Source organism: Pseudomonas sp. F2 (assembly GCF_057174385.1).
The window spans coordinates 707520-733985 of sequence record NZ_CM169904.1 but is presented as its reverse complement, the minus strand read 5'-3'; the positions used below and the strand labels follow the sequence as shown (position 1 = coordinate 733985).

The 26466-nt window shown below is 60.7% G+C and carries 20 protein-coding genes; 4 read left to right on the top strand and 16 right to left on the bottom strand.

The genetic code is table 11. The features are described from left to right. Positions 1 to 68: 68 nt before the first annotated feature. The 7 genes from AC193Q_RS03115 to AC193Q_RS03085 all read right to left on the bottom strand — a co-directional run bounded on the left by AC193Q_RS03115 (position 69) and on the right by AC193Q_RS03085 (position 6804). Positions 69 to 683, bottom strand: a complete 615-nt coding sequence (locus AC193Q_RS03115; protein ID WP_483879131.1) for a hypothetical protein — start codon at positions 681 to 683, stop codon at positions 69 to 71. Between the two features lie 164 nt (positions 684 to 847). Further along, complete coding sequence (locus AC193Q_RS03110) at positions 848 to 2590, bottom strand: ABC transporter substrate-binding protein (protein ID WP_047291695.1); 1743 nt, start codon at positions 2588 to 2590, stop codon at positions 848 to 850. Positions 2591 to 2637: 47 nt separating this feature from the next. Further along, the gene (locus AC193Q_RS03105) at positions 2638 to 2910 is read right to left on the bottom strand and encodes a DUF2160 domain-containing protein (RefSeq protein ID WP_027614647.1); all 273 of its coding nucleotides are present in this window, start codon (positions 2908 to 2910) and stop codon (positions 2638 to 2640) included. A gap of 10 nt (positions 2911 to 2920) precedes the next feature. Then, positions 2921 to 3721, bottom strand: coding sequence for a carbohydrate ABC transporter permease (locus tag AC193Q_RS03100; protein WP_041073277.1), 801 nt, complete (start codon positions 3719 to 3721; stop codon positions 2921 to 2923). 10 nt (positions 3722 to 3731) lie between these two features. Then, complete coding sequence (locus AC193Q_RS03095; RefSeq protein ID WP_047291693.1) at positions 3732 to 4598, bottom strand: carbohydrate ABC transporter permease; 867 nt, start codon at positions 4596 to 4598, stop codon at positions 3732 to 3734. Next, on the bottom strand, positions 4595 to 5710 hold the full coding sequence (locus AC193Q_RS03090) for an ABC transporter ATP-binding protein (RefSeq protein WP_121184773.1): 1116 nt from the start codon (positions 5708 to 5710) through the stop codon (positions 4595 to 4597). Before AC193Q_RS03090 ends, AC193Q_RS03095 begins: the two co-directional genes overlap by 4 nt. After that, positions 5710 to 6804, bottom strand: a complete 1095-nt coding sequence (locus tag AC193Q_RS03085; protein ID WP_047291688.1) for an ABC transporter ATP-binding protein — start codon at positions 6802 to 6804, stop codon at positions 5710 to 5712. The genes AC193Q_RS03090 and AC193Q_RS03085 overlap by 1 nt, the downstream gene beginning before the upstream one ends. 342 nt (positions 6805 to 7146) lie before the next feature. Between AC193Q_RS03085 and AC193Q_RS03080 the strand changes: the two genes are divergently transcribed. Further along, complete coding sequence (locus AC193Q_RS03080) at positions 7147 to 8988, top strand: sigma-54-dependent Fis family transcriptional regulator (RefSeq protein WP_047291686.1); 1842 nt, start codon at positions 7147 to 7149, stop codon at positions 8986 to 8988. Between the two features lie 197 nt (positions 8989 to 9185). Here the strand turns inward: AC193Q_RS03080 and cysS are convergent, their stop codons facing one another. Further along, positions 9186 to 10568, bottom strand: a complete 1383-nt coding sequence (gene cysS / locus AC193Q_RS03075; protein WP_047291685.1) for a cysteine--tRNA ligase — start codon at positions 10566 to 10568, stop codon at positions 9186 to 9188. A gap of 21 nt (positions 10569 to 10589) precedes the next feature. Next, the gene (locus AC193Q_RS03070) at positions 10590 to 12290 is read right to left on the bottom strand and encodes a glutamine--tRNA ligase/YqeY domain fusion protein (RefSeq protein ID WP_047291683.1); all 1701 of its coding nucleotides are present in this window, start codon (positions 12288 to 12290) and stop codon (positions 10590 to 10592) included. A gap of 250 nt (positions 12291 to 12540) precedes the next feature. Here AC193Q_RS03070 and AC193Q_RS03065 point away from each other — a divergent pair, with 250 nt between their 5' ends. After that, entirely contained in the window at positions 12541 to 13047 is a 507-nt protein-coding gene (locus AC193Q_RS03065) for a peptidylprolyl isomerase (RefSeq protein WP_027614639.1), read from the top strand. After that, a complete protein-coding gene (gene lpxH / locus AC193Q_RS03060) occupies positions 13044 to 13796 on the top strand; it encodes a UDP-2,3-diacylglucosamine diphosphatase (protein ID WP_095666959.1) in 753 nt (250 codons plus the stop codon). Before AC193Q_RS03065 ends, lpxH begins: the two co-directional genes overlap by 4 nt. A gap of 103 nt (positions 13797 to 13899) precedes the next feature. Here lpxH and AC193Q_RS03055 read toward each other — a convergent pair whose 3' ends face one another. From AC193Q_RS03055 to AC193Q_RS03025, 7 genes are all read right to left on the bottom strand, one after another. Next, on the bottom strand, positions 13900 to 15429 hold the full coding sequence (locus tag AC193Q_RS03055; RefSeq protein WP_131670137.1) for a DHA2 family efflux MFS transporter permease subunit: 1530 nt from the start codon (positions 15427 to 15429) through the stop codon (positions 13900 to 13902). A gap of 239 nt (positions 15430 to 15668) precedes the next feature. Then, a complete protein-coding gene (locus AC193Q_RS03050) occupies positions 15669 to 16871 on the bottom strand; it encodes an efflux RND transporter periplasmic adaptor subunit (RefSeq protein ID WP_121184765.1) in 1203 nt (400 codons plus the stop codon). Between the two features lie 14 nt (positions 16872 to 16885). After that, positions 16886 to 18355: an efflux transporter outer membrane subunit gene (locus AC193Q_RS03045; protein WP_121184763.1), complete on the bottom strand. Its 1470-nt coding sequence runs from the start codon at positions 18353 to 18355 to the stop codon at positions 16886 to 16888. Further along, positions 18345 to 18827, bottom strand: coding sequence for a MarR family winged helix-turn-helix transcriptional regulator (locus AC193Q_RS03040; RefSeq protein WP_041073261.1), 483 nt, complete (start codon positions 18825 to 18827; stop codon positions 18345 to 18347). The genes AC193Q_RS03045 and AC193Q_RS03040 overlap by 11 nt, the downstream gene beginning before the upstream one ends. A gap of 264 nt (positions 18828 to 19091) precedes the next feature. Beyond that, positions 19092 to 22766 carry a translocation/assembly module TamB domain-containing protein gene (locus AC193Q_RS03035; protein WP_121184761.1) on the bottom strand — a complete coding sequence of 1225 codons (3675 nt, stop codon included), beginning with the start codon at positions 22764 to 22766 and terminating at the stop codon, positions 19092 to 19094. Further along, positions 22763 to 24490 carry an autotransporter assembly complex protein TamA gene (locus AC193Q_RS03030; RefSeq protein WP_121184759.1) on the bottom strand — a complete coding sequence of 576 codons (1728 nt, stop codon included), beginning with the start codon at positions 24488 to 24490 and terminating at the stop codon, positions 22763 to 22765. The genes AC193Q_RS03035 and AC193Q_RS03030 overlap by 4 nt, the downstream gene beginning before the upstream one ends. A gap of 66 nt (positions 24491 to 24556) precedes the next feature. Continuing rightward, positions 24557 to 25207: a GNAT family N-acetyltransferase gene (locus AC193Q_RS03025; RefSeq protein WP_121184757.1), complete on the bottom strand. Its 651-nt coding sequence runs from the start codon at positions 25205 to 25207 to the stop codon at positions 24557 to 24559. Positions 25208 to 25534: 327 nt separating this feature from the next. Here AC193Q_RS03025 and xthA point away from each other — a divergent pair, with 327 nt between their 5' ends. Continuing rightward, positions 25535 to 26347, top strand: a complete 813-nt coding sequence (gene xthA, locus AC193Q_RS03020) for an exodeoxyribonuclease III (RefSeq protein WP_047291671.1) — start codon at positions 25535 to 25537, stop codon at positions 26345 to 26347. Positions 26348 to 26466: the final 119 nt, after the last annotated feature.

Genomic DNA, 26466 nt, shown 5'->3' with positions numbered 1-26466 from the left:
GTTTTTTGGACGACACGCAAACTTGTGGGAGCTGGCTTGCCAGCGATGACGGCGGGTCAGTCACATCCTTATTTTTTTGACACACCGCTATCGCTGGCAAGCCAGCTCCCACAGTGAATCGCGGTGTACCCGGGCCTGACGCTATGCTTGATACCTTTGAAGAAACTCAAGCATGAAGCTGGCATTGACCGATGTCCTGTAGGAGCTGCCGCAGGCTGCGATCTTTTGCCTTGGCCTTTGAAGATCAGAATCAAAAGATCGCAGCCTGCGGCAGCTCCTACAGGGATCGGGGTGTTTTTGAGTTTTTTGGACGACACGCAAACTTGTGGGAGCTGGCTTGCCAGCGATGACGGCGGGTCAGTCACATCCTTGTTGTTTGACACACCGCTATCGCTGGCAAGCCAGCTCCCACAGTGAATCGCGGTGTACCCGGGCCTGACGCCATGCTTGATACCTTTGAAGAAATTCAAGCATGAAGCTGGCATTGACCGATGTCCTGTAGGAGCTGCCGCAGGCTGCGATCTTTTGCCTTGGCCTTTGAAGATCAGGAGCAAAAGATCGCAGCCTGCGGCAGCTCCTACAGGGATCGGGGTGTTTTTGAGTTTTGTGGACACCACGAAAACCTGTGAGAGCTTGCCTGCAAGCGATGGCGGCGGGTCAGTCACTTCCTTGTTGTTTGACACACCGCTATCGCTGGCAAGCCAGCTCCCACAAGAGTTTGTGGTGTGCCCAGATTGTGTAAGCAACACAGAAACCTGTGGGAGCGTGGCTTGCCCGCGATGGCGGTAGATCAGGCAACAAAAAAAACGGCACCTTTCGGTGCCGTTCGCTTTTCACATTTCAGCCGTTACTTACGCGCATCCGCCCACGATTTCAGCAGTTCGTTGTAGCTCACGGTCTCGCCCTTCGGCTTCTCGTTGGCCAGTTTCGGTTTTGGTGCGCCCGGCTGGTCGAACCAGTATTGCGCGTCGCGTTCCGGGTTCATTTTAGGTGCGCACGTGGCTTGCGCCTTGGAGCGTTCGAGGCGGGTCATGATTGCGTCCTGATCCTTGGCCAGGCCATCCAGCGCCTGCTGCGGAGTCTTCTCGCCGCTGGCCGCTTCGGCGATGTGGCTCCACCACAATTGCGCCAGACGCGGATAGTCAGGCACGTTGGTCCCGGTCGGGGTCCATTGCACGCGGGCCGGGCTGCGGTAGAACTCGACCAGGCCACCGAGTTTTGGCGCCAGATCGGTCATCGCCTGCGAGTTGATGTCCGACTCGCGAATCGGCGTCAGGCCGACGATGGTTTTCTTCAGCGATACGGTTTTCGAGGTGACGAACTGCGCGTACAACCACGCCGCCAGCTTCTGTTTCTCAGGCGTGGATTTCATGAACGTCCACGAACCCACGTCCTGATAGCCGAGCTTCATGCCCTCTTCCCAATACGGCCCGCGCGGCGACGGCGCCATGCGCCATTTCGGCGTGCCGTCGGCGTTGACCACCGGCAGGCCCGGTTTGGTCATGTCGGCGGTGAACGCGGTGTACCAGAAGATCTGCTGGGCGATATTGCCTTGTGACGGCACCGGGCCGGACTCGGAGAACGTCATGCCCGCCGCTTCCGGTGGCGCGTAGGCCTTGAGCCAGTCGACGTATTTCTGCGTGGCGAACACTGCCGCCGGGCCGTTGGTGTCGCCGCCGCGGGTCACGCTGGAACCGACCGGATGGCAGTCCTCGACGCGAATTCCCCATTCGTCCACCGGCAGACCGTTGGGCAAGCCTTTGTCGCCGCCACCGGCCATGGAGAACCAGGCATCGGTAAAGCGCCAGCCCAGCGACGGGTCTTTCTTGCCGTAATCCATGTGGCCGTAGACACGCTTGCCGTCGATTTCCTTGACGTCTTCGCTGAAGAATTTGGCGATGTCTTCATAGGCCGACCAGTTCACCGGCACGCCCAATTCGTAACCGTACTTTTCCTTGAACTTGGCTTTCAGGTCGGCGCGTTCGAACCAGTCGGCGCGGAACCAGTACAGGTTGGCGAACTGCTGGTCGGGCAGTTGATAGATCTTGCCGTCCGGCGCGGTGGTGAACGAGATACCGATGAAGTCCTTGATGTCGAGGGTCGGTGAGGTGAAGTTCTTGCCTTCGTTGGCCATCAGGTCAGTGATCGACTCGGTCTTGCCGTAGCGAAAGTGCGTGCCGATCAAGTCCGAGTCGTTGACCCAGCCGTCGTAGATATTCTTGTCCGACTGCATCACCGTCTGCATTTTTTCCACCACGTCGCCTTCTTGCAGCAGGTCGTGGGTGAGCTTGATCCCGGTGATTTCGCTGAACGCCTTGGCCAGCACCTTGGACTCGTATTCGTGGGTGGTCAGGGTCTCGGAAACCACTTTGATTTCCATGCCGCGGAACGGCTCGGCGGCCTTGATGAACCACTTCAATTCTTCGAGCTGCTGATCCGCCGTCAGGGTCGACGGTTTGAATTCGCTGCCGATCCACTTTTTCGCAGCGTCTTCGTAGGCATCGGCCCAGGCCGAAGCGCTCAAACCGCTGAGTGCGAGCATGGCTGCCAATGAAATGCTATGTCGCAGCTTATTGTTTTTATCGAACATAGAGACCTCCAGTTAGAGTTTCGGAGCACGATTGCCGAGCGACTCGACTAGCCCCAGCGCATCACAACCAACAGCCACACCAGAGACAGCGCGGACGCCACCCAGATGCTCCAGTCGGTGACGCCGATTACCAGCAGGTGCAGGTAGGCGCTGCCGAGAAGACCGATGAACAAGCGATCGCCACGGGTGGTGGCAATCGGCAGAAAACCGCGGCGCAGGATGCTCGGCGAGCGCAGTTCCCAGGTGGTCATGCCCACCAGCAACAGGCCGATGGCAATAAAGAACCCCGCCGTGGGGGTGGTCCAGCTCATCCATTCCATCATGCGTTCCTCAGACCCGACCCAGGGCAAAGCCCTTGGCCACGTGGTTGCGAACAAACCAGATCACCAGCATGCCCGGCAGGATGGTCAACACCCCCGCCGCTGCCAGCACGCCCCAGTCGATGCCCGAGGCCGACACGGTGCGGGTCATCACCGCCGCGATCGGCTTGGCGTTTACCGACGTCAGCGTGCGCGCCAGCAGCAGTTCGACCCAAGAGAACATGAAGCAGAAAAACGCCGTGACACCGATCCCGGAGCCGATCAGCGGGATGAAAATCTTCACGAAGAACTTGGGGAAGCTGTAGCCGTCGATGTACGCGGTTTCATCGATTTCCTTGGGCACCCCGGACATGAACCCCTCAAGAATCCACACCGCCAGCGGCACGTTGAACAGACAGTGCGCGAGTGCCACGGCAATGTGCGTATCGAACAGCCCGATCGACGAATAGAGCTGGAAGAACGGCAACAGAAACACCGCCGGCGGCGCCATGCGGTTGGTCAGCAGCCAGAAGAACAGGTGCTTGTCACCGAGGAAGCGATAGCGCGAAAACGCGTACGCCGCCGGCAACGCCACACTCAGCGAGATCACCGTGTTGAGGCTGACGTAATACAGCGAATTGAGATAACCGGTGTACCAGCTCGGATCGGTGAAAATCACCTTGTAGTTGTGCCAGGTGAAATCCTGCGGAAACAGGGTCAACCCGCCGAGGATTTCGGTGTTGCTCTTGAACGACATGTTCAGCAGCCAGTAGATCGGCACCAGCAGGAACAGGATGTACACCAGCAACGGAATCAGCTTTCTTTTGTGCATGGCCGGGCCCTCAGCGATTGGCGTCGGAATGGGTCATGGCGGTGTAGAACAGCCACGAGACCAGCAGGATGATCAGGAAATACACCAGCGAAAATGCCGCTGCCGGGCCCAGATCGAATTGGCCGACCGCCATCTGCGTCAAGGTCTGACTGAGGAAGGTCGTGGCATTACCCGGCCCGCCACCGGTGAGCACGAACGGCTCGGTGTAGATCATGAAACTGTCCATGAAGCGCAGCATTACTGCGATCAGCAGCACGCTTTTCAGCTTGGGCAACTGGATGTGCCTGAACACCGCCCAGGCCGAGGCGCGGTCGATGCGCGCCGCCTGGTAATACACGTCAGGAATCGCCCGCAACCCGGAAAAACACAGCAGCGCTACCAGCGAAGTCCAGTGCCAGACGTCCATCACCAACACCGTGACCCAGGCGTCCATGGTGTTGGCCGCGTAGTTGTAGCTGATGCCCAGCGCATTCAGGCTCGAGCCGAGCAGACCGATGTCGGCGCGACCGAAGATCTGCCAGATGGTGCCAACCACGTTCCACGGGATCAGCAGCGGAATCGCCAGGATGATCAGCACCACTGACGACCAGCGACCCTTGGTCGGCATGGTCAGGGCGACGGCAATACCCAGCGGGATTTCGATCAACAGCACGCAGGCCGAGTAAATGAACTGGCGCAGCAGCGAGTCATGCAGACGCGGATCGAGCAGCACCTGCTTGTACCAGTCGGCGCCGACGAAGTAGCGGCTGGACTGGTCGAAGATGTCCTGCACCGAGTAGTTGACCACGGTCATCATCGGGATCACCGCACTGAACGCCACCAGCAGGAACACCGGCAACACCAGCCACCAGGCCCTGTTGTTCTGCACCTTGTTCATGGCTGCACCTCGGTAGAGTCGGTGTCATCAAGAAGAAACTCGTCGGCGTAGACCATCAGCCACTGCGCCGGAAAACTGATGTACGCGGTGCCTTGCGGCACCGGTTTGTCTTCGGCCAGACGCACCTTCAACGGCGCGCCGTCGAGGTCGAGGGTGAGGATCTTGTAGGTGCCCAGGTCTTCGACGTGGACCACCCGCGCCTGCATCGCCTCGTCAAACGGTTCATCCCAGACATGGATGAACTCGGGGCGGATGCCGACCTTCAGATTTTTCCACTGGCCGTGTTCGATATGCCGCTGCAAGGCGTCGGACAACGGCAGGTGCGTGGAGGCGAAACCGACCCCGCCCGGCTGCGGCTGCACATCGATCAGGTTCATCCCCGGGCTGCCGATGAAGTAGCCGACAAAGGTGTGGCTCGGCCGCTCGAACAATTCCCGCGGGGTGCCGAACTGCACGATCTGCCCGCCGTACATCACCGCGATCTTGTCAGCGAAGGTCGAGGCCTCCAGTTGATCGTGGGTGACGTAGACCATGGTGATGTTGAACTGCTCGTGGATCTGCTTGAGCTTGCGTCGCAGCTTCCACTTCAGGTGCGGGTCGATCACCGTCAGCGGCTCGTCGAAGAGGATCGCCGAGACGTCGTCGCGCACCAGGCCGCGGCCCATGGAGACTTTCTGTTTTTCGTCGGCGGTGAGGTTGCGGGCCTTCTTGCTCAGCAGGTTTTGCAGGTCGAGGACTTCGGCGATTTCCTGCACTTTGCTGTGCACTTTCGCCTCGGCCATGCCCTGATTTCTCAGGGGAAAGGCCAGGTTGTCGAACACGGTCATGGTGTCGTAGACCACCGGGAACTGGAACACCTGGGCGATGTTGCGCTTCTCCGGGGTCAGGTCATTGACCGCTTTGCCATCGAACAACACATGCCCTTGCGAGGGGCTGAGCAGGCCGGAAATGATGTTGAGCAAGGTCGACTTGCCGCAACCCGAAGGGCCGAGCAAGGCATAGGCGCCGCCCTGCTCCCAAATATGGTCCATTTCGCGGATTGCGTAATCGTCAGGCCCGCTCGGCTGCTTGCTGTAGCTGTGGGCCAGGTGCTGCAAACGGATTTCGGCCATCAGGCAACCCTCGCGACACGCCGGCCCGGTGCCTGCACCAGACGGCCCTGCGCATCGAACACGAACAGTTTGTGGGTCGGGATGTAAATGCGGATCGGCGCATCGACGTCGTATTCGTGCACCCCGGGCAGGTGCAGTACCAGCAGGAAATGTTCGTTGCGCACGTGTAGGAAGGTTTCCGAACCGCTGATCTCCGCCACCTCGACGGTAACCGCCAGTTCCAGATCGTCATCGTTGCTCGGCACCAGCGAAATATGGCTGGGGCGCACGCCGAAGCGGAATTCGCCCTCGCCCACCGGGCGCAGATCGACGTTCAGCGGGAAGTGCACGAAGTTGGCAAAGCTGACTTCGTTGCCGGCAATGCGCCCGGGCATCAGGTTGATCGGCGGTTCGGAGAACAACTCCGCTGCCAGCACGGTTTGCGGCTGGTGATACACCGAAGTCGACGGGCCGCTCTGGATCACCCGGCCTTCGTGAAGAATGGTCGTGGTGCCGCCCAAGGCCAACGCTTCGTTGGGCTCGGTGGTGGCGTAAATCGCGATGGTGTGGCGGGCCTTGAACAGCTCGCGCATCTCTTGGCGCAGTTCTTCGCGCAGCTTGTAGTCGAGATTGACCAGCGGCTCGTCGAACAGGATCAGTTCAGCATCCTTGACCAGCGCCCGGGCCATCGCCGTGCGCTGCTGCTGACCGCCGGACAGCTCCAGCGGATAGCGCTGCAGGAACTTCTCGATGCGCAGCATCCGTGCGGTTTCCTGCACCTTGCTGTGGATGATGTCCTTGGCGACACCGGCCTGACGCAGCGGCGAGGCGATGTTCTCGAACACGGTCATGGTCGGGTAATTGATGAACTGCTGATAGACCATCGACACGTTGCGCAGGCGCACCGGGCGCTGGGTGACGTCGACGCCGTTCATCAGGACGCGGCCGCTGTCGGGCTTGTCCAGACCGGCCATCAAACGCATCAGGCTGGTCTTGCCGGACAGCGTGCGGCCGAGCAGAACGTTGAAGGATCCGGGTTCGAAGGTCAGGCAGGCATCGTCGATCCAGGTCTGGCCCTCGACGGTACGGCTGACATGCTCCAGGGTGAGTGACATGGCTCGGCCTTTTTTATTATTGGAGTCAAGCGACCTGTGCAGCAGAGCGACATTCGTGCCAGAAATGGCAAGTGGTTGATTTGTCGTGAAAAGTGTCGAAAACGTGGGGAACGGGGGTTCATTGCTGAACACATTTGAACAGTTGGGCGATTGACAATGAACAATTGTGAACAACACTCTATGAACTGTTCACACACCCCTGTAGGAGCTGCCGAAGGGCTGCGATCTTTTGACTTTTGTTTTCAAGAATAAGATCAAAAGATCGCAGCCTGCGGCAGCTCCTACAGGGGAATTGTGTGGGTCATAACAATAATAAAAACGCTGCATCAGAGGCCCACCGCCATGGCCGCACCTGCCCCGCCGCTGTCCCACGACGCGATCGTCCAGACCTCCTGGCAGCGTTGCCGCGCCTTCGGCCTCGACCATCAAAGTGCCCCGGCCTTCGACCAACTGCCTGCCGCCGGCATTGCGCAATTGCTCGACCGTCACCACTCACTGGTGCAAACCACGCATCAGGAAGTCCTGCCGTACTACGAGAACATCCTGAGCAACTCCAACTGCCTGATCATGCTCGCTGACCACCACGGCCAGGTGCTGACATCTTGGGGCACTCAGCGCTTTATCGAGCCGAACCTGGCCCGGGGTTTTCGCGCCGGAGCGAGCTGGATGGAACGCTGCAGCGGCACCAATGCCATCGGCACCGCGCTGGCCTGCGAGCAAGCGGTGCACATCGAGCACGATGAACACTTTCTGAAAGCCAACCGCTTCATGACCGGTTCTGCCGCGCCGATATTCGATGCCGAGCGCAAGATCATCGCCGTGCTCGACGTGTCCAGCGACAGTTACCTGCCCCCCTCGCACACGCTGGGCATGGTCAAGATGATGAGCCAGACCGTGGAGAACCGGTTGATCCTCAACCTGTTCCATGGCCAGCACTTTCAGCTGACCTTCAACACCGGGTTGAACAACCTCGACAGTCAATGGGCCGGTTTGCTGATTTTCGATGAGAGCGGTCAAGTGCTGTCGGCCAATCGCCGCGCGGACAATCTGCTTGGCGTGCGCCTGTCGCGGGTCAGCGTCGAAAGCCTGTTCAACGTGTCGCTGCTGGAGCTGCTGAATCAGCCCGACGGCTTGCCGTTTGCCTTGCAGACCTCGGGGCGCAACCGTTTCCAGTGCCTGTTGAAGCGACCGCAACAGGCGCCTGTTCAGCCTCGGGTATTTGCCGAACCGAAAACCGCGCCGATCAAAGCGCCGGGCGTGATCAGCCTCAACTCTCTGCATTTTGGCGACAGCCGCGTGGAAAAAGCCGTGCGTCAGGCCGAACGCCTGCTGGAAAAAGACATCCCGCTGCTGATCCACGGTGAAACCGGGGTCGGCAAGGAAGTCTTCGTCAAAGCGCTGCACCAAGCCAGCTCCCGCAGCAAACAGGCATTCATCGCCGTCAACTGCGCGGCGATCCCCGCCGAACTGGTGGAGTCGGAACTGTTCGGCTACGAAAAAGGCGCGTTCACCGGCGCCAACCAGAAAGGCAGCATCGGCCTGATCCGCAAAGCTGATAAGGGCACGCTGTTCCTCGACGAGATCGGTGACATGCCGCTGCCGACTCAGGCGCGGTTGCTGCGGGTGTTGCAGGAGCGCTGTGTGCAACCGGTGGGCAGCAGCGAGTTGTTCCCGGTGGATCTGCGGATCATCTCGGCGACCAACCGCTCTTTGCGCGAACAAGTGCAACTGGGGCGGTTTCGTGAGGACTTGTACTACCGAATTGGCGGTTTGACACTGGAACTGCCGCCGCTCAGAGAGCGCGGTGATAAAGAGGCGCTGTTCAAACGCCTGTGGGAGCAGCATCGCGAACCGACACAATGGGCCGGGCTCAGCCGCGAAGTGCTGGAGTTGTTCAGCCGACATCCATGGCCGGGCAATCTGCGTCAGGTCAGCAGCGTGATGCAGGTGGCGCTGGCGATGGCCGAGGAGCAACCGGTACGGCCGGAGCATTTGCCGGATGATTTTTTTGTCGATCTGGAGATGGAGCCGGTGGAGGTGGCCGAGCCGTTGGGCATCGACCTGAGCGATGCCGAGGCGTTGAACCGGGAGTTGAAAGCCTCCGGGGGCAATATTTCGCATCTGGCGCGCAGGCTTGGGGTGAGCCGAAATACCCTCTACAAGCGTTTGCGGCAGGCTGAATGACTGGTTGCCTGGGCGGACCCCATCGCTGGCAAGCCAGCTCCCACAGGGTTTCGGGTTATACGCAACACTCGTGAACAACAAAAAACTTGTGGGAGCTGGCTTGCCAGCGATGGCGTCAGCCCGGTAACCACAAGACCCAAAGCCCAAAAAACAAAAACCCGCACAAGGCGGGTTTTGTTTTAACGCGGATCAGGCAATCAGTCAGCCAGACGCCAGGTCGTGCCGCCCTTGCCGTCTTCCAGCACCACGCCCATGGCGGTGAGCTGGTCGCGGATGCGGTCGGATTCGGCCCAGTCCTTGCCGGCGCGTGCCGCCAGACGTGCAGCAATCAGCGCGTCGACTTCAGCGGCATCGACACGCCCTTCGGCACCCGCCTGCAGGAAGTCATCGGCTTCCAGCTGCAACACCCCCAGCACGCTCGCCAGTTCTTTCAGACGTGCCGCCAGTCCGGCCGCCGCGTCGAGATCGCTCTCGCGCAGACGGTTGATCTCGCGCACCATCTCGAACAGCACCGCGCAGGCTTCCGGCGTGCCGAAGTCGTCGTTCATCACCGTGGTGAAACGCTCGACGAAGGCTTCGCCGCCGGCCGGAGCAACGCTCGGCAGGCCTTTCAACGCGTGGTAGAAACGCTCGAGTGCGCCCTTGGCGTCCTTGAGGTTGTCTTCCGAGTAGTTGATCGCGCTGCGGTAGTGGCTCGACACCAGCAGGTAACGCACGACTTCCGGGTGGTACTTGTCGAGCACGTCGCGAATGGTGAAGAAGTTGTTCAAGGACTTGGACATCTTCTCGCCATTGATGCGGATCATGCCGCAGTGCATCCACGCGTTGGCGTAGGTCTTGCCGGTGGCTGCTTCGCTCTGGGCGATTTCGTTTTCATGGTGCGGGAACTCCAGGTCGCTGCCGCCGCCATGAATGTCGAAGGTCTCACCGAGGCAGCAGGTGGACATTACCGAGCACTCGATGTGCCAGCCCGGACGCCCGGCGCCCCACGGCGATTCCCAGCTCGGCTCGCCCGGCTTGGCGGCCTTCCACAGCACGAAGTCCAGCGGGTCTTCTTTCGACTCGTCGACTTCGATCCGTGCACCGATGCGCAGGTCTTCGATCTTCTTGCGCGACAGCTTGCCGTAGCCCATGAATTTGGCGACACGGTAATACACGTCGCCATTGCCCGGGGCGTAAGCGAAGCCTTTGTCGATCAGAGTCTGGATCATCGCGTGCATGCCCGGAATGTGATCCGTGGCGCGCGGCTCCATGTCCGGTTTCTTGATGTTCAGGCGTGCTTCGTCTTCGTGCATCGCGGCGATCATGCGTTCGGTCAGCGCTTCGAACGACTCACCGTTCTCGCGGGCACGATTGATGATCTTGTCGTCGATGTCGGTGATGTTGCGCACGTAGGTCAGGTCGTAACCGCTGAACCGCAGCCAGCGGGTCACCAGGTCGAACGCGACCATGCTGCGGCCGTGGCCGAGGTGGCAGTAGTCGTACACGGTCATGCCGCACACGTACATGCGCACCTTGTTGCCATCCAGCGGCTTGAACACTTCTTTGCTCTTGGTGAGCGTGTTGTAGATCGTCAGCACTTTATATTTCCTTGACGCGAATCACTGGCCCCACGAATCACGCAGGGTCACGGTACGGTTGAATACCGGCTGACCTGGTTTCGAGTCCTTGATGTCGGCAACGAAGTAGCCTTCGCGCTCGAACTGGAAACGGTCCTCCGGCTGTGCGTTGCCAAGCGATGGCTCAGCACGACAACCGGTCAGCACTTGCAGTGAGTCAGGGTTGATGTTGTCGAGGAAACTCGCGCTGTCTTCGGCCTTCTCCGGGTTCGGAGAACGGAACAGGCGATCGTACAGGCGCACTTCGCACTCGATGCTGGCAGCCGCCGGCACCCAGTGGATCACGCCCTTGACCTTGCGGCCTTCAGGGTTCTTGCCGAGGGTGTCCGGGTCGTACGAGCAACGCAGTTCGACGATGTTGCCGTCGGCGTCCTTGATCGCTTCGTCGGCACGAATCACGTAGCTGCCGCGCAGACGCACTTCGCCGTTCGGCTCTAGGCGCTTGTAGCCCTTTGGCGGTTCTTCCATGAAGTCATCGCGGTCGATGTAGATTTCACGGGCGAACGGCAGCTGGCGCACGCCGAGTTCTTCTTTCTGCGGATGACGCGGCAGTTCGAGGTTTTCGACCTGACCTTCCGGGTAGTTGGTGATCACGACTTTCAGCGGGCGCAGCACGCACATGGCGCGCGGGGCGTTCGCGTCCAGGTCCTGACGGATGCTGAACTCGAGCATGCCGAAGTCGACCACGCCGTCGGAACGGTTGGTGCCGATCATGTCGCAGAAGTTGCGGATCGACGCGGGCGTGTAGCCACGGCGACGGAAGCCCGACAAGGTCGACATGCGCGGGTCGTCCCAGCCATTGACGTGTTTCTCATCGACCAGTTGCTTGAGCTTGCGCTTGCTGGTGATGGTGTAGTTCAGGTTCAGGCGGCTGAACTCGTACTGGCGCGGGTTGGCCGGCACCGGCAGGTTCTCCAGGAACCACTCGTACAGCGGACGATGGCTTTCGAATTCCAGGGTGCAGATCGAGTGGGTGATGCCTTCGATGGCGTCCGACTGACCGTGGGTGAAGTCATAGTTCGGGTAGATGCACCACTTGTCACCGGTCTGATGGTGATGGGCGTGACGAATGCGGTACATGATCGGGTCGCGCAGGTTCATGTTCGGCGAGGCCATGTCGATCTTCGCGCGCAACACGCGGGCGCCGTCCGGGAACTCACCGGCGCGCATGCGGGCGAACCAGTCGAGGTTCTCTTCCACCGATCGGTCGCGGAACGGGCTGTTCTTGCCCGGCTCGGTCAGGCTGCCGCGGTATTCCTTGGCCTGCTCCGGCGTCAGGTCGTCGACGTAGGCCTTGCCGGCCTTGATCAGCTCCACCGCCCAGTCGTGCAACTGGTCGAAATACTGCGAGGCGTAGCGCACTTCGCCGGACCACTCGAAGCCCAGCCACTTGACATCGGATTCGATCGCGTCGATGTATTCCTGGTCTTCCTTGGCCGGGTTGGTGTCGTCGAAACGCAGGTGCGTGACGCCGCCGAACTCCTGGGCCAGGCCGAAGTTCACGCAGATCGACTTGGCGTGGCCGATGTGCAGGTAGCCGTTGGGCTCAGGCGGAAAACGGGTGACGATCTGGGTGTGCTTGCCCGAGTCCAGGTCTGCCTGGATGATCGGCCGCAGGAAATTGACCGGCACGGCAGGGCCGGACTTGGCATTCGAGGTAGGGTCGACAGTGGGCTTGCTCATAGGATCCTTGACTTACATGTGCGCGGCCACAAAGGGGGCCAGACAAAACAAAGCCGCTATCATAGCCGATGCTGTCAAGGGGCTGACAGAGCGCGGCCTATAAAGGCGTGCATTTAATCGACGGGTTTTGGAAAAACAGCCTCGAAATTCGCGCCTGTCACGCTAAACTGCGCACCTTGGCCCATGGGCTGAACCGGTAACGGGCCGAAATGTCCCATTACCCACGAATTCCTTATAAAGAGTAGCGATCATGACTCAAGTCAAACTGACCACCAACTACGGCGACATCGTCATCGAACTGGACGCGGAAAAAGCGCCGATCACCGCTGCCAACTTCATCGAATACGTTAAGAAAGGTCACTACGAGAACGTGGTGTTCCACCGCGTGATCAAGGGCTTCATGATCCAGGGCGGCGGTTTCGAGCCTGGCATGCAGGAAAAGAAAGACAAGAGCCCAAGCATTCAGAACGAAGCTGACAACGGTCTGAAGAACGAGAAGTACACCGTTGCCATGGCCCGCACCATGGACCCGCATTCGGCCTCGGCGCAGTTCTTCATCAACGCCACCAACAACAGCTTCCTCAACCACACCGCCAAGACCGCTCAGGGCTGGGGTTATGCCGTATTCGGTAAAGTGGTTGCCGGTACCGACGTCGTCGACAAGATCGAAGGCGTTGCCACCACTTCCAAGGCCGGTCACCAGGACGTGCCGAAAGACGACGTGATCATCGAGAAAGCCGAGATCATCGAAGCGTGATATTGCTGATTTCAGATTTGCATCTGGAAGAGGAGCGCCCGGACATCACCCGGGCGTTTCTGGATTTGCTCGCCGGACGCGCCCGCTCGGCGAGTGCGTTGTACATTCTCGGCGACTTCTTCGAAGCGTGGATTGGCGACGACGCCATGACGCCCTTCCAGCGTTCCATCTGCCAGGCCCTGCGCCAATTGAGCGACAGCGGCACGGCGATCTTTCTGATGCACGGCAATCGCGACTTCCTGCTCGGCAAGGCCTTCTGCAAAGCAGCCGGCTGCACGCTGTTGAAGGATCCGAGTGTCGTGCAGTTCTACGGCGAGCCGGTGTTGCTGATGCACGGTGACAGCCTGTGCACCCGCGACGAAGCCTACATGAAGCTGCGGCGCTACCTGCGTAACCCGATCACCCTGTTCATCCTGCGCCACCTGCCACTGAGCACCCGCCACAAACTGGCGCGCAAGCTGCGCAGCGAAAGCCGTGCGCAGACGCGGATGAAGGCCAACGACATTGTCGATGTCACGCCGGACGAAGTTCCGCGGATCATGCAGGAATATGGAGTGAAAACCCTGATTCACGGCCATACCCATCGCCCGGCAATCCACAAGCTGCAGCTCGGCGAGCAGGCGGCGAAGCGGATTGTACTGGGGGATTGGGATCGTCAGGGTTGGGCGTTGCAGGTGGATGAGAGCGGGTTTGCCCTGGCGCCGTTCGACTTTGCCCCGCCGCCTGCCCTGCCTGCTCCCGCAATCTAACAGCCAAGATCAAAAGATCGCAGCCTGCGGCAGCTCCTACATTGGAATGCGTTTCCCTGTAGGAGCTGCCGCAGGCTGCGATCTTTTAGCAATCACCGCACAATCAATGTCCGGACGCGGCCGGGCCTGCTTTTGCGGCAAACGGCGGCTTCGCCAGCCACACAATCAGAATCAGCCCCATGAACCCCCAGCCCAGCAACGTGAAGTAATCCACGGTGGAGAGCATGTACGCCTGGCTGGTGAGGATCTGATCCATCTGCGCGTACGCCGATTGGCTCGCGCCACCTAAATGATTCAACGTCTCGCGGGTCGCCGGTTCGAAGGTACTGATGCTTTCGCTCATGTACGCATGATGCTGATCGGCACGGCGGATCCAGATCCACGTGGTCAACGATGCCGCAAAGCTGCCGCCCAAGGTGCGCAGGAACGTCGCCAGACCGGCGCCGTCGGCGATCTGGCTCGGCGGCAGGTCGGACATCAGGATGCTCAGGGTCGGCATGAAGAACAGCGCCACGCCAATCCCCATGAACAGCTGCACCAGGGCGATGTGCTGGAAGTCCACCTCATTGGTGAACTCGGCGCGCATGAAGCAGCTCAAGCCAATCGCGAGGAACGCCAGACCGGCCAGCAGGCGCAGGTCGAACTTGTTCGCGTACTTGCCGACAAACGGCGACAACAGCACCGGCAGAATGCCGATCGGCGCCACGGCCAGACCGGCCCAGGTCGCGGTGTAACCCATCTGGGTTTGCAGCCACTGTGGCAGGATCAGGTTGATGCCGAAGAACCCGGCGTAACCCAGCACCAGCACCAGCGTACCGATGCGGAAGTTGCGATGGGCGAACAGGCGCAGGTTGACCACCGGGTGCTGGTCGGTCATTTCCCAGATGACGAACACCGCCAGGGCGATCAGCGAAATCGCCGCACCGATGATGATGAAGTTCGATTCGAACCAGTCCAGGTCATTGCCCTTGTCGAGGATGACCTGCAACGCGCCGACGCCGATGATCAGCGTGATCAGACCGACGTAGTCCATCGGCTGCCGACTGGTTTCCACCGGACGCTTGGCCAGCTGCGAACGCACCACCATCACCGCAAAGATGCCGATCGGTACGTTGATGAAGAAGATCCACGGCCAGCTGTAGCTGTCCGTGATCCAGCCACCGAGAATAGGCCCGGCAATCGGCGCGACCACCGTGACCATCGCCAGCAATGCCAGGGCCATGCCGCGCCTCGCGGGCGGATACACGGCAATCAACAGCGTCTGCGTCATCGGGTACAGCGGGCCGGCCACCAGGCCTTGCAGCACGCGAAAGCCGATCAGTTCCGGCATCGAGGTTGAGATACCGCAGAGAAACGAGGCCAGCACGAACAGAATGGTGGCCCACAAAAACAGCTTCACCTCGCCAAAACGCCGACTGAGCCAGCCGGTCAGCGGCAGCGCGATGGCGTTGCTTACGGCAAACGAGGTGATCACCCAGGTGCCCTGCTCCGAACTCACCCCTAGGTTGCCGGAGATCGTCGGCAGCGCCACGTTGGCGATGGTGGTGTCGAGCACTTGCATGAACGTCGCCAGCGACAGGCCGATGGTGCTGAGCAACAGGCTGGGCGGCGTGAAAGAGGCGTTATTGCTCATTGTGAATCCTATGAGACCGGGTTGACGCTGCGTCTGTTAAAGAAGCAGTTGCCCATAAGGAACAGGCTCTTGTGATGAAGAAGTTCCTCTGTGGTGAGGGGATTTATCCCCGATGGGTCGCCAAGCGGCCCGTCCTTAGATTCAGAAAAGCCGGGCCTGCTGCGCAGTCCATCGGGGATAAATCCCCTCACCACAGTAAATCTCATCACCTTGAGAACCTGTTCCCACAGGGGAAAGATTCAGCGTTGCGCGGTTTTGCTGACCGCAGCACTGTTGTCGTGGATCAGCTGCGCAATCATCGCGTCGGCCTCAGCCAGTTGGCGGTCGTAGACGTTGGTGCTGAACGAGGCCTTCTGCGGCGGTTGCTGGGCCAGCACCGGGCCGCTCTGGTCGTGCAGGTTCACTTCAACGTTGGTCGACAGACCGACGCGCAATGGATGCCTGGCCAGTTCTTCGGCGTTGATATGAATCCGCACCGGCACACGCTGCACGATCTTGATCCAGTTACCAGTGGCGTTCTGCGCCGGCAACAGAGCGAACGCGCTGCCGGTACCGGCGCCGAGGCTGTCGACGGTGCCGCTGTACTTCACGCTGCTGCCGTAGATGTCGGACTCGATGTCCACCGGTTGGCCGATGCGCATGTCACGCAGTTGGGTTTCCTTGAAGTTGGCGTCGATCCACAGTTGATCCAGCGGAATCACCGCCATCAGCGCGGTGCCTGGCTGTACGCGCTGACCGAGCTGCACAGTGCGCTTGGCGACGTAACCGGTAACCGGCGCGATCAGGGTGCTGCGGGCGTTGGTCAGGTACGCCTGACGCAGTTCAGCAGCGGCCTGCATCACGTCCGGATGCGACGAGACCACGGTGTCATCGACCAGCGCGCTGGTGGTTTTCAATTGCTGTCTGGCGTTGGCCAGGGCGTTTTGCGCCGAGGTCAGATCGTCGCGGGCGTGGGACAGTTCTTCCTGGGAAATCGCCCCGCCGGCGGCGAGGTTTTTCCGGCGGTTGTAGTTGTCCTGAGCTTTCTGTACTTCGGCCTGTTGCGCGTTGACCTGGGCTTTCATGCCGTCAACGTTGCTGTACAGGCCGCGCACCTGACGCACGGTGCGCGCGAGTTTTGCCTGGGCACTTTGCAGGCCGACTTCGGCGTCGTTCGGGTCGAAGTTGACCAGCACCTGACCTTCGTGAACCAGATCACCGTCGTCGGCGCCGATGCTGACCACGGTGCCGGTGACCAGCGGCGTGATCTCGACGACGTTGCCGTTGACGTAGGCGTCGTCGGTGCTTTCGTTGAAGCGCCCGATGAATTCGTGATACGCCCAGACGCCGGCCCCGGCGAGCAGGACCACGACGGCCAGCACCAGCAGCATGAATTTGCGCTTGCGTGGATTGCCAGTGTCGGGCGTGTTGGCTTGAGTTTGGGTGTTTTCGGCAGTGGCCATGACAAATACCTGAATTAGTTGTGCGACGTGGCTGGGGTGGCGTTGGCTGCGGTCAGGGTCTCACCCTGAAAGCCGCCGCCCAGCGCTTGCATCAGTTGAATCGACAGGTCGATCTGCTCGGCATTGAGGTCGGCCAGCTGACGCTGGGCCTGCAGCAATTGCTGCTCGATGCTGAGCACGTCCAGGTAGTTGCCGATGCCGGAACCGTAACGCTGGACGACGGTGTTGTAAGAATCCTGAGCAATCTCGGTAGCGTGTTGTTGCGCGCCGATCTGCCGGCCGATGTCACGCAACTGGTTGATCGTGTCGCTGACATCACCCAGGGCTTTCACCAGGCTTTTGTTGTACTGCGCCACCGCCAGATCGTAATCGGCGTCACGCGCATCGAGGTTGGCGCGCAGGCGCCCGCCGTCGAAGATCGGCACCGAAATGGTCGGGGCGATGCTGAAGAAACGACTGGCCGACCCGAACATCGCGTCACCCAACAAAGATTCGGCACCGGCCGAGGCCGTGAGGTTCAAGTTGGGATAGAAGCGGGTTTTCGCCGAGTCGATGTCCTTGCTCGCCGCTTCTACGCGCCAGCGCGCAGCGACCAGATCCGGACGCCGACCCAGCAGCTCCGCCGGCAGCACCGACGGCACCGCCACGGCGCTGGCTTGCAGGACTTTCGGCCGAGCAATCTCATTGCCGCGATCCGGGCCTTTGCCGAGCAACACGGCCAGGGCGATTTTCGCGCTGTTCAGACGCTTTTCGGCGTCGATCAGGCTGGCTTCGGAGCTGGCCTCAAGGCTTTGGGTTTGCTGGAACTGGTACTGGCTGTCGATACCGGCACTCAAGCGACGCTGACTCAAATCGAGCATTTGTTTGGTGCGCTTGAGATCGTCGATGGCCAGGTCGTAGACAATGTGCGCCTGACCCAGATCGCTGTAAGCCCGGGCCACGTCGGCGGCGAGGGTCAACTGCGCTGCCTGACGATCGACTTCGGCGGCGCGGGCCTGACCGAGTGCGGCTTCCCAGGCATCACGCTGGCCGCCCCACAGGTCGAAGTTGTAGTTGAAGCCGGCGCTGACGTTACGCACCGTCGCGTAGGCATCGCCCTGCCCTCGCGGGTCCTGATCCTTGGCCAGGCGCGAACGGCTGATGCCGGCACTGGCGTCGAGGGTCGGATAGCGTTCGGCATCGGCGGCATACGCGGCGGCGCTGGCCTGATGGGCGCGGGCTTCGGCGATCTGCATGTCCGGGCTGTCGTGCAGGGCTTCGCGGATCAGACCGTCGAGTTGCGGGTCGCCAAGGCTGGTCCACCAGTCGCTTTTCGGCCACGCGGCCGGCGACAGGGTCACGCCGTTGAGCGACTGGCCGACTTTCAGGCTTTTCGCGTCGAGATTTTTGCCCTGAGTGTCGAGGCCGCTGTAGTTGGCGCAACCGGCGAGGATCATCGCCGACAGCAGCAGGGTCAGGCTGCTGCGCAAGGTTTTACCGCTCATTATGTTCACCTAAGCGCTGGATAGTGATCGGGTCACCGGCTGCCAGCAGGATTTTCTTGAGGATGTATTCCAGGGTTTTCAGCTCTTCGCGAGAGATGGCGCCGGCCAGTTCATTCATCGCATCGGCGCCGATATAGGGCAGGCGATCGGCCAGTTGCTGGCCCTGCTCGGTGAGCTTGAGCTGCACCTGACGGCGATCACCTTCGCTGCGTTGGCGAACCAGGAAGCCTTTCTGCTCCAGACGATCGAGCATGCGCGTCATCGAACCGCTGTCCAGCGACAGGTGCCGGCACAGCTCGGCCGGGGTGTCGACGCCGTACTGGGCCATGATGATCAACACCTTGAACTGCGCGGCGGTGATGCCGTGGGGTTCCATGTGGGTGTCGATGATCCGGTCCTTGAGCAACGCGGCGCGGCCCAGCAACAGGCCGAGATGGCAATGTTTGAATTCGTCCGGGGTGAAATGCTTCATGTGCTCACCTAATAACTGCCTAGGCAGTGAATGTATGTCGAGATGTTACTGCCTAGGCAGCGAATGTCAACGCAATAGTTAGGTTGCTTTGTAATTAGTTGACCAACGGACTGGGTTTTTGTGTTGCACAGGCGCACGCCTTCGCGAGCAGGCTCGCTCCCACAGGATCTCCGCGCGACGCAAATTTTGCGTCTGATGGAAATCCCCTGTGGGAGCGAGCCTGCTCGCGAAGGCCGCGCCTCGGTTCAAATAAACAGGTGCGCTCTAGAAATCGCGCTTGTAGAAAATATCCAGCGAACTCGCCACGCCACTGGCCGCTTCGACATAGACCTTCTTGCTCAGCTTGTAGCGCAGCGCAATGGTGTTGGCCGGCTCGAACACGCCAACGCCATAACGCAGACTGAGTTTCTCGGAGATATTGCCGCTGGCGACCACACTGGTGGTGTTGCCGCTGCCCTGGGTATCGAGCTGGAAGTCCTGAATCCCCAGGTCCTTGGCCAGACTGCTGGTGACCCCGGAACTGCCCATCAAGCCCAGACCCAACGCCGCTTGCGCGAGCATGTTGTTGTCTTCGCCGTTGGTGCTCAACGGCCGCCCGAGCACCAGATACGACAACGCCTGTTCCTGGCTCATCGCCGGTTCGGAGAAGATCTGCGTGGTCGGTTGCTCGGCACTGCCGCTCAGGCGAATACCGGCGATCACGTCGTCGGTCTGGCGGATCGCTTCGATGTCCAGATACGGCTGATCGATCGGGCCGGCGAACAGCAGCCGCGCACGACGCACGTTCAGGCGCTGGCCGTAGGCGCGGTAACGGCCGTCGTTGAGCCACAGCTCGCCACGGGTGTCCATGTTGTCGCCGATGTGCACGTGACCTTGCAGGTTGGCGGTCAGGCCGAACCCGGCGAAGCTCAGTTTGTCTTCGCCGACCACCACGTCGATGTCCATCTTCATGGCCAGCGGCGGTTTGCCCTCTTCGGTCTGTGCCCCGACGATGATCGTGTCATCGGAGACTTTCACCGTCGATGGCGGCAGTTCGCGCACAGTGATTTCGCCTCTGGGCACCTGCACCTTGCCGGCAATTTTCAGCTCGTCGCCGGCCATGGAAATCTTCAGGTCTGGCGCCACTTCCAGTTTGGCGTAAGGCTCGACGGTCACCGGCAGTTGCGTGCCCTTGAGCGCGACATCGACCATCAGCGCCTGCCCCCAGGCGACGTTACCGTTCAGGTTGCCCTGCCCGCTTTTGCCGCTTTTCCAGCCACCATCGAGGCGCACCGATTCGCCGGCAATCACCGCTTGCAGCTGCAGGTCCTTGAGTTCCATCGGCAGCTCGGCACCGGACACTTCGCCGTCGCTGAGTTTGACGGTGCCGTTGACCAGCGGCGCCAGCAGCCCGCCGGAAATCGTGCCGCTGCCGTTGAGGCGTCCGGTGAGTTTTTCGACCATCGGCACAAACGGCCGCGCCACCGACAGGTCCAGTCCGCTCAGGCGGAAAGAGCCGCTCAACGGTTTGTTTTTCGGCAGCGGATTGAGCTGCGCCTGCACCATCAACTCGCCGAGTTTGCCGCCGACGAAGTTGAGTTCGGTGTCCACGCGCTTGGGTGTGAGTTTGCTGGTGAGCTTCAGGGTCTGGTACGGGAAGTCCAGCCACTGATCCTTTTCTTTCATGCGCAAAGTGCCGCCGCTGGCGTCGATGCTGACCACGCCATTGGGGCCGCTGGCCGGCAGATCCAGTTGCAGATCGGCGTTGAGCCTGCCTTGCCAGGCAAAGTCTTTCGGCAACCACTGCGCGAGGCTTTCGATCGGGAACTGCTTGAGGTGGTAACGCAGTTTCGGCTCCGGCAGCAGGCGCTGATCTTCGCCGCACAGGCTGGCATTGCCGGACATCCAGCAATGCGCGCCGAAGTTGATCCTGCCGTCAGCGAAGCGTTCGAGTCTGGCCGGGTTCTGCAGTTTCCAATCCTGACCGCCGGCCTGAATGTCGCCGCTGGCCAGACGTCCGCGCCAATTGCCCTGGTCCAGATTGCCATCCAGACCGAGGGCCAGTTTCAGCTTCGGCCCGAGCAGATCGAGGTTGAGTTTCTGCTGCTTGATGTCGCCTTGGGCGCTGGCGGTCAACACACCGAGGTTGGTGTCACCGGCTTGAATACCGCTGCCTTTCAGATCGATCTTCGCCCGCTGCGCACTGTCGAGCGTGGCATCGAGATTGAGGCTTTGCAGACGATTGTCCTGAAACGCCAGTTGCGAACCCTGCAAGCCGAGCTTGCCTTGCGGTGCTTTCAGCGTACCGGCGACGTTGACCTGCCCCGTGACCTGCCCGCGCAACTGCGGCCAGAGCTGGGCCAGGCGCGTCAGCTTGATGTCGATCTGCCCGGTGAGTTTCTGTTGCAGGCTGCCCTTGCCGCTGATGCTGTTATCGCCGAGGCGGATTTGCAGGGCGTTGAGGTTCCACTGCTCGCCGGCGCCGTCCGCCTTGGCCTGGAGGATCGCCGGTTGCCCGCGCAATTTGCCTTTGAGGTCGAGGTCGGCGGAGAGGCTAAGGCGTTCGTTCTTCATCTCGCCTTGGCTTTTCAGCGGCCCGGCCAAGGTGCCAGGCAGTTCCGCGACCCAGTACGCCGGGTTCAGCGCCGAAAGATCCAGCGCAGTGTCCCAGGCGATGCCGTCGGCGAACCGCACGTTCACATGCCCTTCAGCCTTGCCCTGCCCGGCTTCCATCTTCAGTTGCGGCAAGGCGATCTGTTTCAGGCTGCCGCTGAACGGACTGCTCAGGCTGAACGCCCCCGCCGGGCCATCGAGGTCGGCGGCGAAGTTACCGAGGTACTGACCGTCGGTGTAGGAAACTTCGCCAGTGAAGGTGCGCAAGGCGACTTGGGGTTCATCGATTTCGTTATAGAGCCGATGCCACGGAAAGTCCTGCCAGTTGATGTTGGCTTGGGCGCTGAGACCTTTGCTCCAGTCAACACTGCCGGTGAGTTTGAGGCTTTGTTTGTCGTTAGCCGTCAGGTCGAGGCCGGCGATCTGCGCGCCACGGGCGTCAACCTTGCCTTTAAGCAGCAGCGCCACCGGGCCCTTATCGGCGGGCAGCGTGGCGTTGCCATTGAGCTGGTAACCGTTTTTCAGATCACCTTCGCCGGTCAAGAGCAGTTGATTCAATTGCAGGGTGTCCGGCAGGTCAGCGCTGGGTTTGAACGCATCGCTGGTGATCCGCACCTTGGCCGGCAGGTTTTCCGCCAATGGCTGCAGCTCGCCGCTCAACTGGCCGTCGAGGTAGCCATGACTGTCGGCGTGCAGGTTGAGGGTTTTCAGCAGATCGCCGTCCACCTTCAGCGCCAGCGTCCAGGGGCTGGTGCCCACCGACGGCAGGGTCAGGTCACCGGCAATGTTCAGCGGCCAGTTGCCGGTCGGTTGCAGCAGGCCGGAAAGGTTCAGGCTGAGGTCGTCGCGCTGCAATTTCACGCTGTCGATCTGCAGGCCCTGGGCAGTCCAGTGCGCCGCCAGTTGCAGGCCCTTGAGTTGCTCGCTGCCGTTGAACAGCAGGCTGCCGACCTGTACGTCACCGAGTTCGATGGCCACCGGCAATTGCAGATCCGGCAGTTGGATCGGGCCGCTGTCGGTGGTTTCCTCACTCGGCGGGAATTGCAGAATCACCTGATCAGCCTTGAGCTGTTCGATGCACAGGGTCATGCGCGTCAGGCACAGCGGCGACCAGGCGAAAATCGGCTTGCTCAGTTCGACCCGGCTGCTGCCCTGTTGCCACAACAGATGATCGGCGCTCCATTGCCCGCCGAGGCGACCCTGGAAATTCTCCACGCTCAAACCCGGCACCAGACTCAGCGCCCAACGGCTGCCTGCTTGCGTTCCGAGTAGAGTGGCGATGCTCAATACAACCAACAGCACCAGCGCCAACAATGCCAGTGCCGCTATTTTCAAACCACGCTTCACAGCTCAGGCCCCATGGAAAAGTGCAGCCGGATGCCGCCGTCGTCGTCCAGCGCGTGGGCGAGGTCGAGGCGGATTGGCCCCACCGGCGAGACCCAGCGCACACCGATACCTACCCCGGTCTTGAGGTTCGGCAGTTCGAGTTTGTTAAAGGAGTTGCCCTGGTCGACGAAGGTCGCGACCCGCCATTTCTCGGCAATCGAATATTGATACTCGACGCTGCCAGCGACCATGTAACGCCCGCCGATGCGGTCGCCCTTGGCGTTTTCCGGGGACAGACTCTGGTAGTCGTAACCGCGCACGCTCTGATCGCCACCGGCGAAGAAACGTAGTGATGGCGGTACAGAGTTGTAACCGTTGGTGGCGCTGCCACCGACCTGCACCCGACCGAGAAAGCGGTGGTTGTCGAACACCGTGGTCAGGCCTTTGATCAACGCCGTGCCATATAAAAGGTTGTTGTCCGAACCGAGGCCTTCCTTCGCCACTTTGCTTTCGAAGGTCAGGCGATAGCCGTTATGCGGGTCGATGCGGTTGTCGCTTTTCAGGTACGAGTAGCTGATGCCGGGCATCAACAGGGTGCTGAGGCCGGAGTCGTCGCCGAGTTCATATTCTTCGCGCTGCCATTTCAGCGAAATCACTCGCTGCCAGCCGCTGGGCAACTTGCTGTGCCATTCCGGGCCGAAGGTCAGCAGCTTGCTCAGGGTGTCGGAGCCGTCGATGTTTTCATATTGATAACCACCGGCCCAGCGCAGTTTGTCGGTCAGCGGCGGGTCGAGCGGGATGTCGTAGAACAGACCAACGTTTTGCCGTGGCGCCGACAGTTCGGCTTCCCAGCCGTAGCTGTCGCCCTGCGGGTTGACCCAGTGGCGGGTCCAGTTGGCTTTGATCCGTGGGCCGACGTCAGTCGAGTATCCGAGGCCCAGGCCCATGGTGCGTGGCTTGCGCGTGTCGAGTTTGACGTCCACTGGAATCACGTCGTTCTTCGCCGCGGTCGGCGCCGCATCGACGCGCACGCCTTCGAAATAGCCGCTCGATTGCAGGTCGCGGTTGAGTTCAGCGATCAACTCGGAGTCATACGGGTCGCCGGCCTTGAACGGCACCATGCGTTGCAGCAGGTCTTCGTCGAACGGCGTGTCGCCCTCGAAACTGACGCTGCCCAGCGCATAACGCGGGCCGCTGTCGTAGATCAATTCAACGTCGGCCACCCCGGCACGCGGGTCGACCAGGAGTTTCTGGCTGGTGAAATGGCCGCTGAAGAAACCGAAGCGCGAGGCCTGGTTCTGGATCAGACGTTTGGCGTCTTCATAACGCCCATGGTTGAGCACGGCGCCGGACTTGAGCGTGTCACTGCTCGGCACACGAAAGGATTTGAGCAAGGCCGCGGGCCCGTCGACGCGGATAGTCACGTTGCGCAGACGAATCGGCTCGCCAGGATCGATGTTCAGCACCAGGCGCGGTTTATCACCGCCCTTCACATCGCTGTCGATCTGCGGCTGGTAATAGCCCAAGGCTTGCGCGGCTTTGCGCGCCTGCTCCTCGGCCCCGCGACTGAAGCGCAGCAAGGCTTGTTCGTCACGATCGCCGAGGCTGCCGATATAGCCTTCTATATTGGCCTTGAGTTCGTCGTTGGACGGTTTGATCCGCACGTCCAATTCACTTTGCGCCAGCGCCGCGCAGCTGGTTAACAGCAGGAGCACGCCACTGGTAAATCTTCCTGGAAACTTCATAGGCGCGGATGCTATCACGGGCTTGGGAGCGTGATAGAACAGGAAATTTCCGAAGAAGTTCGATTGCTATGCTGTTGCAGTTTGTAACACCTGCGGATTGGCGTGGAAAAACACGTGTTCACGCACCGGGCCGACGGCCACTTCGCCAATCTCCTCATAACCCTGACGTTTGTAGAATTCCAGGTAACGCGGGTTCCCGGTATCGAGTACGACGCCTTGCGAGGTTTCGTCCACCGCGCACCAGTTGTGCACGGCCGTCAACAGCTGCTCGCCAAAGTGTTTGCCTTGAAACTGCGGGTGGATTCCCAGCAGCGGCAACATGTGCACCGAATCGCTGGGCACGCACGCCGCCACCGCATCGTGATAGGCCAGATAACGCCGGGTGCAACGGAAGCCGGTGCTGAGCACCATGCGCAGGCGCCACGCCCAGCTCTCGGTGATCCCCAGACGCCGTTGCGGCGGCGCAATCAGGGCAATGCCGATCAGGCGGTCGTTGACCAGCAGGCCGATGGCTGGCAGGTCCTGCAGGAAATGCTGCTTGACCAGCTCTCGCACCGTGGCCCGTACGCGCTGCTCGTAGCCCGGCCGCTCGGCCTCGAACAAGTAACCGAAGGTCGGTTCGTGGCGGTAGGCCTGATACAGCAGCGATCGGGCTTCGCGCGAGTAACCGCGGTCGAGCATGTGGATGTCGGCGATGGCAATCTGGGTTTCAGGCATGACGGTGATTCTCCCCCGGGGCGCAGCGCAAATGACTGCGCTCTTGTTGGTACGAACCTGTTGCAGGTGGCGCAGTTCCCCACAGGTATAGACCAACTCGGGATCTTCATCGACCGGGCGGTCCTCTTCGCTGGCAAGCCAGCTCCCACAGTGCCTGCGTCGCACACAAAATATGTGAACACCATTGAACCTGTGGGAGCTGGCTTGCCAGCGATGGGGCCCCTACAGACAGCACACATCTGACAGAACACAGGGAATCTGCTTACCCCACACTGGCCCCCATCCCACATGTCAGCTAGCATCGCCCTTTTGCCAGGACTGCCGACCATGAAGATTGTTTCCTTCAACATCAACGGACTGCGCGCCCGTCCGCATCAGCTGGCAGCGCTGATCGAAAAGCATCAGCCGGACGTGATCGGCCTGCAGGAAACCAAGGTCCACGACGACCAGTTCCCGCTGGAAGAAGTGCGTGCGCTGGGTTATCACGTTTATTTCCACGGCCAGAAAGGCCATTACGGCGTTGCCCTGCTTTCGCGCAGTGAGCCGATCGCGATTCACAAAGGCTTCGCCAGCGATGAAGAAGACGCCCAGCGGCGCTTTATCTGGGGCACTTTCGCCGACGCCAATGGCGTGCCGGTGACCATCATGAACGGCTACTTCCCGCAGGGCGAAAGCCGCGACCACCCGACCAAATTCCCGGCCAAGCAACGCTTCTACAGTGACCTGCAAACCCTGCTGGAAAGCCAGTTCCACAACGAACAGCCGCTGGTGGTGATGGGCGATGTGAACATTTCCCCGGAAGATAGCGACATCGGCATCGGCCCGGACAACATGAAGCGCTGGCTGAAAACCGGCAAATGCAGCTTCCTGCCGGAAGAACGTGAATGGATGGCCCGCCTGAAAAACTGGGGCCTGACTGACAGCTTCCGCCACCTCAACCCGGACGTGACCGACATGTTCAGCTGGTTCGACTACCGCAGCCGCGGGTTTGAAGATGAACCGAAACGTGGCCTGCGCATCGACGTGATCCTCGCCTCCCATGGCTTGCTGCCACGGGTCAAGGATGCGGGCGTGGACTACGAACTGCGCGGCATGGAGAAGCCGTCGGACCATGCGCCGATCTGGCTGGAACTGGCCTGACCTTCGAATCGCCTGGAATCCCCTGTGGGAGCGAGCTTGCTCGCGAATGCGGAGTGTCAGTCACCCGATGTGTTTCTGATGAACCGCATTCGCGAGCAAGCTCGCTCCCACAGTTTCAT

What these genes read in the sequence shown, in the direction of transcription:
- AC193Q_RS03055 (WP_131670137.1), bottom strand. Translation starts at nt 15,429, where the DNA reads ATGAGCAATAACGCCTCTTTCACGCCGCCCAGCCTGTTGCTCAGCACC.
- AC193Q_RS03045 (WP_121184763.1), bottom strand. Translation starts at nt 18,355, where the DNA reads ATGAGCGGTAAAACCTTGCGCAGCAGCCTGACCCTGCTGCTGTCGGCG.
- xthA (WP_047291671.1), top strand. Translation starts at nt 25,535, where the DNA reads ATGAAGATTGTTTCCTTCAACATCAACGGACTGCGCGCCCGTCCGCAT.
- AC193Q_RS03110 (WP_047291695.1), bottom strand. Translation starts at nt 2,590, where the DNA reads ATGTTCGATAAAAACAATAAGCTGCGACATAGCATTTCATTGGCAGCC.
- AC193Q_RS03050 (WP_121184765.1), bottom strand. Translation starts at nt 16,871, where the DNA reads ATGGCCACTGCCGAAAACACCCAAACTCAAGCCAACACGCCCGACACT.
- AC193Q_RS03030 (WP_121184759.1), bottom strand. Translation starts at nt 24,490, where the DNA reads ATGAAGTTTCCAGGAAGATTTACCAGTGGCGTGCTCCTGCTGTTAACC.
- AC193Q_RS03025 (WP_121184757.1), bottom strand. Translation starts at nt 25,207, where the DNA reads ATGCCTGAAACCCAGATTGCCATCGCCGACATCCACATGCTCGACCGC.
- AC193Q_RS03105 (WP_027614647.1), bottom strand. Translation starts at nt 2,910, where the DNA reads ATGGAATGGATGAGCTGGACCACCCCCACGGCGGGGTTCTTTATTGCC.
- AC193Q_RS03090 (WP_121184773.1), bottom strand. Translation starts at nt 5,710, where the DNA reads ATGGCCGAAATCCGTTTGCAGCACCTGGCCCACAGCTACAGCAAGCAG.
- AC193Q_RS03100 (WP_041073277.1), bottom strand. Translation starts at nt 3,721, where the DNA reads ATGCACAAAAGAAAGCTGATTCCGTTGCTGGTGTACATCCTGTTCCTG.
- AC193Q_RS03070 (WP_047291683.1), bottom strand. Translation starts at nt 12,290, where the DNA reads ATGAGCAAGCCCACTGTCGACCCTACCTCGAATGCCAAGTCCGGCCCT.
- AC193Q_RS03085 (WP_047291688.1), bottom strand. Translation starts at nt 6,804, where the DNA reads ATGTCACTCACCCTGGAGCATGTCAGCCGTACCGTCGAGGGCCAGACC.
- AC193Q_RS03080 (WP_047291686.1), top strand. Translation starts at nt 7,147, where the DNA reads ATGGCCGCACCTGCCCCGCCGCTGTCCCACGACGCGATCGTCCAGACC.
- AC193Q_RS03040 (WP_041073261.1), bottom strand. Translation starts at nt 18,827, where the DNA reads ATGAAGCATTTCACCCCGGACGAATTCAAACATTGCCATCTCGGCCTG.
- AC193Q_RS03095 (WP_047291693.1), bottom strand. Translation starts at nt 4,598, where the DNA reads ATGAACAAGGTGCAGAACAACAGGGCCTGGTGGCTGGTGTTGCCGGTG.
- AC193Q_RS03065 (WP_027614639.1), top strand. Translation starts at nt 12,541, where the DNA reads ATGACTCAAGTCAAACTGACCACCAACTACGGCGACATCGTCATCGAA.